This window comes from Adhaeribacter radiodurans (assembly GCF_014075995.1).
Lineage (GTDB): Bacteria > Bacteroidota > Bacteroidia > Cytophagales > Hymenobacteraceae > Adhaeribacter > Adhaeribacter radiodurans.
The window spans coordinates 3,099,250-3,111,701 of record NZ_CP055153.1; the positions used below are offsets into that span (position 1 = coordinate 3,099,250).

The 12,452-nt window shown below is 40.5% G+C and carries 9 protein-coding genes; 8 read left to right on the plus strand and 1 reads right to left on the minus strand.

The window, feature by feature from the left end:
- Positions 1-101: 101 nt before the first annotated feature.
- The 8 genes from HUW48_RS12525 (at position 102) to HUW48_RS12560 (ending at position 11,302) form a co-directional block, all read left to right on the plus strand.
- Positions 102-1,052 (plus strand): acetyl-CoA carboxylase carboxyltransferase subunit alpha, encoded by a 951-nt coding sequence (locus tag HUW48_RS12525; RefSeq protein ID WP_182415989.1) that lies wholly within the window; start codon positions 102-104, stop codon positions 1,050-1,052.
- 152 nt (positions 1,053-1,204) lie between these two features.
- Positions 1,205-2,047, plus strand: a complete 843-nt coding sequence (locus tag HUW48_RS12530; RefSeq protein WP_182415990.1) for an MBL fold metallo-hydrolase — start codon at positions 1,205-1,207, stop codon at positions 2,045-2,047.
- 3 nt (positions 2,048-2,050) lie between these two features.
- A complete protein-coding gene (locus tag HUW48_RS12535; RefSeq protein WP_182415991.1) occupies positions 2,051-2,809 on the plus strand; it encodes a patatin-like phospholipase family protein in 759 nt (252 codons plus the stop codon).
- A gap of 124 nt (positions 2,810-2,933) precedes the next feature.
- Positions 2,934-3,575 carry a hypothetical protein gene (locus tag HUW48_RS12540; protein ID WP_182415992.1) on the plus strand — a complete coding sequence of 214 codons (642 nt, stop codon included), beginning with the start codon at positions 2,934-2,936 and terminating at the stop codon, positions 3,573-3,575.
- A gap of 188 nt (positions 3,576-3,763) precedes the next feature.
- Complete coding sequence (locus HUW48_RS12545) at positions 3,764-4,315, plus strand: lysophospholipid acyltransferase family protein (RefSeq protein ID WP_182415993.1); 552 nt, start codon at positions 3,764-3,766, stop codon at positions 4,313-4,315.
- Positions 4,316-5,196: 881 nt separating this feature from the next.
- On the plus strand, positions 5,197-9,450 hold the full coding sequence (locus HUW48_RS12550) for a PKD domain-containing protein (RefSeq protein ID WP_182415994.1): 4,254 nt from the start codon (positions 5,197-5,199) through the stop codon (positions 9,448-9,450).
- Positions 9,451-9,698: 248 nt separating this feature from the next.
- Entirely contained in the window at positions 9,699-9,929 is a 231-nt protein-coding gene (locus HUW48_RS12555) for a hypothetical protein (RefSeq protein WP_182415995.1), read from the plus strand.
- A 26-nt stretch (positions 9,930-9,955) separates the two neighbouring features.
- Positions 9,956-11,302, plus strand: a complete 1,347-nt coding sequence (locus HUW48_RS12560; RefSeq protein ID WP_182415996.1) for a 4Fe-4S binding protein — start codon at positions 9,956-9,958, stop codon at positions 11,300-11,302.
- A 110-nt stretch (positions 11,303-11,412) separates the two neighbouring features.
- Here the strand turns inward: HUW48_RS12560 and HUW48_RS12565 are convergent, their stop codons facing one another.
- On the minus strand, positions 11,413-12,435 hold the full coding sequence (locus HUW48_RS12565; RefSeq protein WP_182415997.1) for an alpha/beta fold hydrolase: 1,023 nt from the start codon (positions 12,433-12,435) through the stop codon (positions 11,413-11,415).
- Positions 12,436-12,452 lie beyond the last annotated feature (17 nt).

Below are 12,452 nucleotides of genomic sequence, written 5' to 3' on the forward strand. Positions count from 1 at the left end.
AAAGCCAGGGTACTATTTTATGCTTTATTAATTAATTACGGCACTCTTACGTAAATTCTAAGATTCCCTTAACTTTGTGTAGTAGAACTAACCCCGGATGTATGCTTCTAGATTTTGAACAACCTATTGTAGCGCTCGAAGGCAAACTGAAAGAGATGAAAAAACTGGCGGCTGAAAGCCAGGTAGATGTAACCGAAGCTGTAAAAGCGTTAGAAGAAAAAATTAAAACTCTTAAAAAAGAAACTTACGCGAACTTAACCCGCTGGCAACGAGTACAATTGTCCCGCCACCCAGATCGCCCTTATACTTTAGATTACATTGAAGGCCTAAGCACCCGATTTATTGAATTACACGGCGACCGTAACGTTTCGGACGATAAAGCCATGGTAGGTGGCTTTGGCGAGATAAATGGCCGCACTATTATGTTCATTGGCCAGCAAAAAGGCCGTAATACCAAACAACGGCAACTGCGCAATTTCGGAATGGCAAATCCGGAAGGTTACCGCAAAGCCTTACGTTTGATGAAAATGGCCGAAAAATTTAACAAACCTATTGTTACGTTTATCGACACGCCAGGAGCATTTCCGGGAATGGAAGCTGAAGAACGTGGCCAGGGCGAGGCCATTGCCCGGAATTTGAAAGAGATGTTTATGTTAAAAGTGCCGGTTATCTGTATTATAATCGGCGAAGGTGCTTCGGGTGGGGCTTTAGGAATAGCAATTGGCGATCGGGTGCTCATGCTCGAAAACACCTGGTACTCGGTTATTTCACCGGAATCTTGTTCTTCCATTTTATGGCGTAGCTGGAATTACAAAGAACAAGCTGCCGAAGCCTTAAAGTTAACCGCTACCGATATGTTAAAGAACGGTCTAATTGACGGTATTATTAAAGAGCCATTAGGGGGAGCGCACACCGAACCCGAAAAAATGATTCGTATACTCAAAAAAAATATTCTAAAAACCTTAACTGAATTAGAAGCTATACCTGCCGAAGAGCGCACCATTCAAAGAATTGAGAAATTCTCTGCTATGGGTGTGGTGCAGGAGTTGTAAGTTGAAAGTTATGAGTTATAAGTTATAAGTTTATATTACTTTTAAGGTAATCGATAAGATTGTAAGTCAAAAATTGACCTTAGTCGTAAATAAAATAAAGTAATTACATCTTCATTTATAACTCATAACTCAACTCTTAATTCATAACTAAATTGCGCCTACATACTATCGAAACCGGTTTTTTTAAATTAGACGGGGGTGCTATGTTTGGAGTGGTTCCTAAAAGTATCTGGCAACGCACTAATCCCGCCGATGAGAATAATTTGTGTACCTGGGCCATGCGTTGTTTACTGATAGAAGACGGCAATCAATTGATTTTAATCGATACGGGGATCGGCACCAAACAAGACCCAAAATTCTTTTCGCACTATTACCTCCACGGAGAGCATACTTTAGAATCATCCCTGCGAAAGGCGGGGTTTGCTTTTTCGGATATTACCGATGTTTTTTTAACCCATTTGCATTTCGATCATTGTGGGGGTGCCGTACAGTATAATACCAATCGAGCATCTTTAGAACTTACTTTTCCAAACGCTACTTACTGGACCAATCCAGACCATTATAAATGGGCCACTGAACCGAACCCCCGCGAAAAAGCTAGCTTTTTAAAGGAAAATATTTTACCCTTAGCGGAAAGTGGCCATTTAAAATTTGTTCATCCACAGCAACCTTCACCTTTTCATCAGTTCGATATTTTGTACGTAGATGGGCATACCGATAAAATGATGTTACCGGTAATTCCCTACAAAGACAAAAAAATAGTTTACGTCGCGGACCTGCTTCCCTCCGTGGGGCATTTACCTATACCGTATGTAATGGGTTACGACACCCGGCCTTTGCTAACTTTACAGGAAAAAGAGAGTTTCTTAAATGTTGCCGCTACCGAACAATACATATTATATTTTGAACACGATCCTGTTCACGAGTGCTGCACCGTAAAACTTACTGAAAAAGGTGTTCGTATGAACGAAGCCTTTACTTTAGCAGACGTATAAAAGATGAAAATTGGGTTAGTGATGTCGGGCGGTGCGGTGCACGGCATGGCGCATTTAGGAACTTTAAAAGCTCTTACTGAACTACAAATACCGATACACGCTCTGTCGGGGGTAAGCTCCGGCGCTATTGCCGGCGCTTTTTACGCTGCCGGGTTTGCCCCGGAAGAAATCTTTGAAATTGCTACCCGAATATCTTATTGGCAACTGGCCCGGCCAGCTTTTAACAAACGCGGCTTAATCCGTTTAGATAATTTGGAGAAAGAATTTGTTAAGTATTTAGGCAACAAAACATTCGAAGATTTAAGCTTACCATTTTATATCTGTGCCACCGATTTACGCCAGGGTACAACTATATATTTTTCTTCAGGCGAGTTAATCAAACCTTTGTTAGCTTCCAATACAGTTCCCGTACTTAGTCCGCCGGTAGAGTACCAAAACTATTTGCTGGTAGATGGTGGATTGCTTAATAATTTACCGGTAGAATGTTTAGTAAATATAACCGATTTCCGGATTGCCAGCCACGTAAACCCCATGAACTCCGAAGCCGAATTAAAAACATTCCGGAGTATTCTGGAACGTACCTGCCATTTGGCGGTGAACAATACAGTCGAACCCCGCCTATCTTTTTGCAATTTAGTAATTGAGCCGCCCTTGTTAAAGTATTTTAGTTTAACGGATCTAAAAAATGCCCGCAAAATGTTTGAAGCGGGTTACGAACATACTTTAAGCTTGTCAGACAAGTTGTTAGCTTTAAAAGATTAATTAACTTATAGATATTTAATATTCTAAAATGCTTATTGAATAATTCAAAGAAGGAAATAGATTAAAGTACGGCATATCATTTGTTATTTATATCAAATATGTAAATAACAAAATTTAAATCTATATGCGTTATCTTCTTTTCTTCTTTTTACTTTTTTCTACTTCGGCTTATTCTCAAACAAACCGCAGTTTACTCCAAACCTACGTGAAGAAAGGCACCTACTTAGTAGGTGGTTCTATTAACGGATCATTCCGAAGTTATTCCCGCGCAGCTAGTAGCCCGGAAAGTAATCCGGATAAGGGCACTGTTGCTGATTTTAAAGGCGACGTAAAAGCCGGGTATTTTCTTTCTCCTACTATTGCCGTAGGTTTGCAGGCCAGCCTGAATTATTTTAATTATAAAAACGAAATAAAAGGCAATGGCCCCAACAGCACCTTTTTCCTGTACGGTCCTTTTGTGCGAGGTTACGTGGTTAATGGTTTATTCGGGGAAGCCGGTTTTGGTATGGGGCTAAGGAATTTCAATTCTAATGTGGATTCTAAATTATTGGAAGGAAAGTTAGCTGTTGGTTATACCCATTTCATTAATCAAAAAGTAGCCATAGAGCCTCTTTTATCACTCCGGTACTTACAAAATAATTATCCTACTTCGGCAGGGGTAGTCCGGCAAACCGAATTTGGCCCTGCCTTTGGCGTGGCCGTGCATGCTTTCCTTTACCGGGGTAAAATGGGCATTCAAACAGAACGTCCGCGTAACAAATATTAAGGCAAATCACTTATTAACCACAAGTTTAACAGGCGCTTTAGGGCTTAAAATAAAGTAATCAATCTTACCTGTTTAAACCATAATTCAGTTTACTACAATAGATAATTAAAATCTTTTTCTTACTTTTAACAGGAAAAGCCAGTTCAAAGCGAAAGAACTGGCTTTTTAGTGTTTACTTCTCATTCACAATGCTGGCAAAATTTTTATCTCATATTATCTTTAAAGTATCGGGCTGGAAAGTTGTTGGCCGTATTCCGGCGAACGTTCCTAAATGTATTATGATAGCTGCGCCGCATACGAGTAATTGGGATTTTTTGTATGCCCGCTGCGCCTTTTACATTATGGGGGTAGATGTACGTTTTACTATTAAAAAAGAAGCAATAAAATGGCCTATATTGGGTCCGTGGATTCAATACATGGGCGCTTTGCCCGTTGATAGAAGTAAAAATAATAGCCTGGTACAAGCCATGGTTGACATTTTCAACCAGAACGAAAAAATGGTAATTATGATTACGCCGGAAGGAACCCGTAAATACCAGCCCCGCTGGCGCCGGGGATTCTATCATGCTGCAGTTGGCGCGAATGTACCTATTTGCCTAGGTTACCTCGACTATGCTAAAAAAGAAGCCGGTGTTGGTCCAATTTTTTATCCAACGGGCAACATCGAGAAAGATTTAGAAGATATTTTGGCATTTTACCGCACCAAAACAGCCAAGTTCCCGGAAAACGGAGTGCGTTAAACTCCTTGAATTTAATTTTCCATTTTCCGAAGGCAAATACCCAAGGTAACTACCCCAACTATCTTTATTAAAAAAGTGTGTTCGAGAGAAACACCTATTTACACAAAGAATGATTAAGAAAGATAAAATTCTATTATCAGGTTACTTACTGTTTATTTTAGTATTCTTAGAGAGCTAGTAGGTAACCAATAGGTTCTTCCAAGATGACTGAATAAAGAAAAGAGCTTCCTTTTTTTCTAAACTTATCTGTATCTCGTACGCTCGTAAAATAACCAGTTCGTAATAATTTCATTCTAACTGACCTTATTGCTAGTCTTTTAAGTAATATTTACTAAAAACAATCTGTACTTTGTTGCTCATGTAGTTAGAATAGCTACGTTGTGGAATCATAACAAAGTAAAAAACTACTTGCTGGCAATCATAGTTCTGATTTATCCACACGCCAGAATAAGCCCTTCAAAATTTGTCCAAAAGAATAACCTTCAACAATTAAATGTAGTATAATTACTATATTTAATTAAACAGTACTAAGTTAAAATCTGGCAAAGACTTTATGGCGCATATTTGAAAAGCGACTAGTGTGTCTAAACCAAAATTATTTACTAAATCTTACTTTTTAGAATATCTTTATGAAAATTCATCATTTTAATACTCTCCCTTTTTTTGCTTTGTAAGATCTACATTACGAGCCTCTTACTTATTCCAGGTTGTTATCCTTAAATTAAATTTGCACGATTTGTATCCTAATTATTGTTGTTTGTAGTATAAACATCAAATAAAGTTGGTAACGGACCAGTAACCTTTCACCAGTCTGGTTATTAATAATTATAATGAAACAAATACTAACTTGCAGCCTTTCAGAAAACTAATACCTTGATTGTATGAAAAAAAAGCTTGTACCCAAATCTCTTAACGTACTATCACTCCCTATTAAATGCTATTTGCTTTTGCTATTTTACTTTTTAATTAGCTCTCAAAGTCAAGCATCTGCTTTTAAAGTTGTTCCTATTAAAAATACCTCTGCCGATTATATCGGTTCTGCCAATTTAAAAACGGCTTTTGCGGGTGAACAAATAAGCAGCTTTATCTTAATTAATTCCGCCACCAAAGCTACCATTCAAACTCTTACAAGTGGCAGCACTATTAATTTAGCTACGTTACCAACCACAAATATTAATATACGAGCCAATACTAGTCCGGCTACCATTGGCAGTGTGGTTTTTATTTTAAGCGGAACGGAAAGCCGAAACCAAATAGAATCGAAAGGTCCGTATGAATTATTCGGCGACAATTTACCCTGGACGCCAAAAATAGGAAGTTATACTTTAAAGGCAACTCCCTACTCGAGTTCGGGTGGTAAAGGAACAGCGGGTACCGCTAAAACTATATCTTTTACGGTAATTAACAGCACTAATGCTACCAATAAAGCTCCTTTGGCTAATGCTGGTCCGGATAAAGCAATAACTTTGCCCGCTAACGAAGTAACTTTAACGGGTTCCGGAACAGATTCTGATGGCACTATCAGCAGCTATACCTGGAAACAAGTAAGCGGGCCAAGTACAGCTACCTTCAGCAGTAAAACAGTTGCTTCTCCTACAATTAGTAATTTTTACGCGGGTAAATACCAGTTTACTCTTACCGTAAGAGACGATAAAAATGTGGCGAGTAGTCAGGATTACGTAACTGTAATGGTAAACCCAGCAGCTGAAGTTAAAGTTAATTTTCAGGATCAGTCTACCGTTCCGCCTTCGGGCTGGTTAGCAGATTATGGTCAGGCATTTGGTACGCGTACGAGTCCAAACCAGGGCACGGGTTTGCAATATGGCTGGAGAAAAAGAAGTGACAACAGTTTATTAGATATAATAGGCAATGGCCGGAACAGAAATACGCCTGCCGATGCCACATTAGCTACTTTAATCCACATGCAAGCCGACGATGTAGTTGGCGCTTTTAACGGTGTTAAAGCCGAAGGTTTCTGGGAAATGAAAGTAGCCAATGGCATTTACGATGTAACCGTTTCGGCCGGTGATGCCGGTGTTTATACGTTGCCCGAAAGCCATTCAGTGAACGTAGAAGGCCGCCAGGCCATTTCGGATTTTATACCCTCGGGTTCTACCGGAACCAGCACCCGCTTTAAATCAGCCAAGGTACGGGTAGCAGTTACCGATGGTTTGTTAACGATTGATGCCGATGGTGGCTTTAATACTAAAATCAACTCCACGCAAATTGTACCCGTTACAAATGGACCTTTTGCGTTTTGGTCTCTAAACGAGCAGCAAATAACCGTAGAAAAAGGAGATATCAGCAGTAATAAAACGTTCTCCTTAGATTTAAGCAATACCACTAATAAAAATGATGTGCAGTACACTATTTCTGCGCAATACGATGGGGATAAAGGTGACTGGTTAAGTTTTAATCCGAGCCATACCGGTGCCGAGCCAAATGTAATTTTTGATTATTCTAAAGCCGAAGACCTGCCTGTAGGTACTTACCAAGCCACTATAAACGCCGAAGCCTCCGGCTTCGGAACGGCAAGTGTTGCTATCATACTGACGGTAAGCGCTCCTCACCCTTATGTTATTTCTTCTACACCAGCGGATAGTGCTACTAGTGTAAGTGTAAATACTTCCAGTATTGCGGCTAACAACTTATTTGTACCCGAAGTAGAAGGTTACCAGGGAGGCGTAGACAACAGCACCATTACCACTAATACAGTTTTACTTCTCAAAGTATCGGGCAATACTACTACTCAAATACAAGGGGTGGTGCAAGGTACCGGCGGTGGTGACGCGATCAGCTTTTCGCCTACTTTTGCCTTAGAGCCCAATTCTACTTATAAATTTATGGTTACGGATGGCGTTAAATCACTTAGTGGTGCTTCCTTCGTTCCGTATAACGCTATTTTTACTACAGGTGCCGCCATTGAACCGGTTGATCCAATTTTAGTGGAGTTTACGAAAGTGCCCATTCCAGGTACCCAAAACAAGAAGTATTCTTCTTTAACCATTGGCCCGGATGGTAAATTTTATGCTCTTTTACTTAACGGCAATATTGAACGGTATGCCATTAATCACCAGGATGGCAGCCTTACCTACGAAGCTGTTATTAATACTTTACAAGGCAAATACGGCGACCGCTCGGCTATTGGGTTAGTTTTTGCGCCTACGTCTACTGCGTCCAATTTAGTAGCTTATGTATCGCATTGCTCTTCTGGCTTAGCTGCCGCACCGGAATTTGACGGTAAAATTTCCAGATTAAGCGGATCCGGGTTAGCTATCGAACAATTAATGGTAACTAACCTACCTCGTTCGGCCAAAGACCATTTAGTAAATAGTTTAGTTTTTGGGCCAGACGGCGCTATGTACATCGACCAGGGTAGTAATAGTTCGATGGGTTCGTACGATGGTTCGTGGCAGCGTACCGAAAGTTTATTGTCGGCTGCCATTTTACGTTTAGACCTTGCCAAACTTACCACTTTACCCCTCGACGTTAAAACTACTTCTGACCAAAATTTAATAAATACAGCTACAGCTAGTCAATTGCGGTTGAGCGATGGTACGTATAATCCGTTTGCCAGTAACGCGCCGCTTACTATCTATGCCTCCGGAGTTCGGAATTCCTACGATCTGGTATGGCACAGTAATGGTCAGTTATATGCACCGGCCAACGGTTCTGCGGCAGGTGGTAACACACCGATTTCCGTGACGGGTACCCGCCGACCAGATGGCACCTTCTACAATGGCCCGGCTGTAGCTGCTACTTCAGGAGTGAAGGTGCAAAATGACTGGCTATTCCGTATTAATCCGCTCAAAGGGGTGGGTTATTTTGGGCACCCTAATCCTTTACGTGGCGAGTACGTGGCTAACCGGGGCTACGCCGATAATCCGAAATATCCTAGTTCTTTAGGATCAGACACTAACTACCGGGGAGCCGCCTTTAATTTTGAACTGAACCGCTCACCTAATGGGGCAATCGAATACAAGAGCAATGCTTTTAACGGCGCTTTAAAAGGCAAATTACTGGTTTGTCGTTTTAGTGGCGGGGGCGATATAATTGTATTACAACCAGGTTCCTTAACAAAAGGCAGCCCGGAAGCAGATTACGATATCCTGACAAGTTACACGGGTGCCGGTACCAAGGGTTTAGTTGGAATGTCGGGCTTTATTAACCCACTGGATATTGTGGAAGATGTGCAAACAGGTAATTTGTACGTGATTGAGTTTAACTGGAACAATATTCCGGATAGAACCGCTCAAATTACTTTGTTGCGGGTGAGCAGCATTTCTGACGAAGATGGATTTGCCACTGCTTTTCCGGAGAAGATTACTGCTACCGAAGTGGTGGGAGTTACGCAAACAGCTAGTTCTAAAATTGTAAATTCGCTGGCTACTGCACCTACCACTAAAAAAGATAAGGATAAGGATAAAGACAAGGACAAGGACAAGGACAAGGGCAAAGATAAGGGCAAGCCAGAGTTGCCCGATTATTCTAAAGTTACCCAACATGCCGTAACCATATCAAATACTGGCCGGGGTAACCTTAAATTGAAAAACCTGGGAATTGTAGGAGAAAATGCGAGGGAGTTTGTAATGACAGGGCAACCCAATGCTAAACCAAATAAACCGGTAAAAATTCGTAAAAACAGCTCCGTAACCTTTAATATCGCTTTCTTTCCCGCTTCGGCAGGGTTAAAAACAGCCAAACTCGAAGCATCTAGCCAAAAACGGAAGAAAGATCAAGTGGTATCCGTAGAATTAGTTGGATTTGGTATTCAGTACGAAGTCAATGATTCCACAACCATTGAATCGTTAGAAGCTAATGCTAATAAAATGATAAATAAGGTTACCAAAAAGGCAACTGATAAAGAACCTGTGCTGAAAGTATATCCTAACCCAAATACCATTGGATCAAAAATTTATGTAGATCTGGCTGATTTTGGTAAACTAGAACCCGTAACGCTTACTATTTATGATAGCTTCGGACAAATCTATCAGGCTAAAACTGTTAAAACAGATGCGAATGGAATTGTTTCGGCGGAGTTGCCCGTAACGAAAACCATGAAACCCGGCATTTACATTATTAAAGCCAATGGACCTTCAGGTCAAAAACAAACGAAAGTTATAATAGAAAATTAAGCTACCTCACTAATTATCTAAAAAAGGGAACGTAGAAACGTTCCCTTTTTTATTTATTGAGCTTGAAAAACATAAATAGGTAAGCAATCTTTCTGCTAACAAAAATTTGTGAATAAAACTTAATTCCGGTTATTTCTTTCGTATGATACAGAATCAGATTACCTTGTTACTAACAACTATTGGGGGTGAATCCCTGTTTTAATTTTACAAATATTCCTTCTTAAATCGTTTCATTTAAATTCAGAAACATGAAAGCAAGTAAATTATATAATTTCCGGGAGATGAACTCCTATCAATTTATAGCTGTAGTTGGGCTGATAATGACTTTCGCTGCCCATATTATTTTATTGCTAACCGATAAACATATTGCCAGTTATAATGCTTTATATGTTTGTTGGGTAGGAGTTTTTATTGTAGGAGCAATTATTAACTATAATACAAAACCCGATGATCACCACGGTCATCACCACCATCATTAATCTCCAATTCTGCTTATTTTTGACGCATGGCATTAAACGGTAAAACCACTACGGCAATTCAGTTTCCGGATGAAACTGATTGGCTGCAAAAAGTAGCTTTAAGCGGGTTTGGCTTAGGTTTGTTATTAATTTTTTTAAGTGGCTTTCAAGCTGCCGGCGAGAGGAATTTAATGTTCTCCGGGATTTTAGTGGGTTTAACATCTTTGCTTGTTTATTTCCTGCGCACCTATTTCAAGAATCATCCGGGTATCAGAAATAATGGAATCTGGTTGCGCGGCTCCACTAGTCGTGGCGCAATAGCTTGGGTTACCGGAATATTTTTAACGGGTTTTTACGTGGTATTATACTGGTGGCCCGATTTAATGAATGGCCTTATTCGCAGTATAAATCCACTAAGTTACTGGTTGCGCGGCAATGCGGCCGACCGGTGGTTTTTATACGGCACCTTTTACACGTTGGCCGTTCTGATTATGGGAGTACGGGCATTATTAAAATATCGTCATAGTCCTTACCAGATTATCCGCACCTTATCTGTAATGTTTTTCCAGTTAGTGCTGGCTTACTTAATTCCGTATTTCTTAGTTCAGTTAAACCAGCCGGAGTTTTATTTATCTTACTTTTGGCCGCTTAAATACGATTATTTGTTTCCGGGTACGGTAGGTTATTTAATTAAAACGCCAGGAGCTTTAGGAGTATTCTTTTTTTTCTGGACAGCCATAATTTCTTTAATTGGCGTACCTATACTCACTTACTTTTTTGGGAAACGCTGGTATTGCAGTTGGGTGTGTGGCTGCGGAGGATTGGCCGAAACAGCGGGCGATCCGTACCGGCATTTATCAGATAAATCCCGGGCTGCCTGGCGCTGGGAAGTAGCTATAATTTATCCTATTCTGGGCTTTATTGTTCTTACTACGCTGTTGCTATGGATTAACTCCCTTATGGGTGGGGGCTTACTGGGTCGTTTATCAAATGAGTTTTCGCAAACCTACGGTTTTTTCATTGGATCTATCTTTTCGGGCGTAATTGGCGTAGGTTTTTACCCAATTATGGGCTCACGCGTTTGGTGCCGCTTTGGTTGCCCAATGGCAGCGTACCTGGGTATTTTACAAAAACATTTTTCCCGTTTCCGGATAACAACTAATGGCGGCCAATGTATTTCGTGCGGTAATTGCTCTACTTACTGCGAAATGGGAATTGATGTACGTTGGTATGCGCAGCAAGGTCAACCAATTATCCGGGCTTCGTGCGTGGGTTGTGGTATGTGCGCCACTGTTTGTCCGCGGGGCGTTTTAAACTTAGAGAACGGCCCCCGTGAAAATCGTTACCAGCCAACTGCCCTTATTTCACCGGAAAGTCTACGGATTTTAAGTTAAGGAAGTAGGTTATAAGGTAGTAGTTATTTATTGGTAACTATTTAGTAAATTTTTCTTAACTAAATAGTTAAAATACTTGATTTAAATGCGGTTTTCTACTTTATACCTAGTTACCTTAAAAAATTCGTAACGGCTTTATGGAAAGCATCCGGGTCTTGTAAATGCGGAATGTGGCCTATTCCTGGTAAGCCCACTAATTTACTGGTTCTAATTTGGTTTACGGCTTTTCTCCCCAAAGTAGGATAATTTCCGGCTTTGGCCAATACGGTTTTGTCTTTAATGTTGGCCTTACCCACTACCGTTCGATCGGTTTGTCCAATAATTAATAACGTAGGCATTTGCAGTTGCTCTAATTCGTAAATAATGGGCTGCTGGTATATCATATCGTAAGTTTGGGCCGAGGCAAAAGCTACTTCCGGGTAATCTTTACTGTGGGTTTGGGCGGCGGGTATTTTTACCCATTCGTCGTATTCCGGTTTCCACTCCGGGAAATAAGTTTTAAAATAATTCCGGATAGATTCTTCTGAGGTTTTTACTTCTTTCTGATAAGCAGCGTCTAAAGTAGTAAAAGGCACAATTGGTCGGTAATCTTCTAACCCAATCGGATTTTCCAGAATCAATTTAGTAACTACTTCCGGATACATGAGCGCAAACCGGGTAGCCAACATTCCGCCCATAGAATGCCCAATTACAATGGCTTTTGTTACGCCTAAAGTATCTAATAATTGCCGGGTATTAGTAGCAAGCTGGTGAAAACTGTAGTGGAGAGAGGGTTTAGAAGATTTTCCGAAACCAATTTGGTCGGGCACAATTACCCGGTACCCTTGTTTATTTAAAAATTTAATGGTCTGTCGCCAATAAGCGCCTAAAAAATTTTTACCGTGCAACAGTACAATGGCGGGACGCGAAGCATTAAATTTTTCCGGAACGGCATCCATATAAGCCATCCGGCAGGCTTGATTTTCAATTTTTAAGTTTAAAAAATGGACCGGGCAGGGATAAGTATAACCTGTTAGTTCCGCATCCAGAACTTCCGGGATGGCCGGCGTTTGCGACCAAGCCTTTTTAACCAGAGAAACTACTAAAATAAAAATTAATAAAACCAGCTTTCGCCTCTGAATTATTAAAGACATACGAATTAGTAGATATA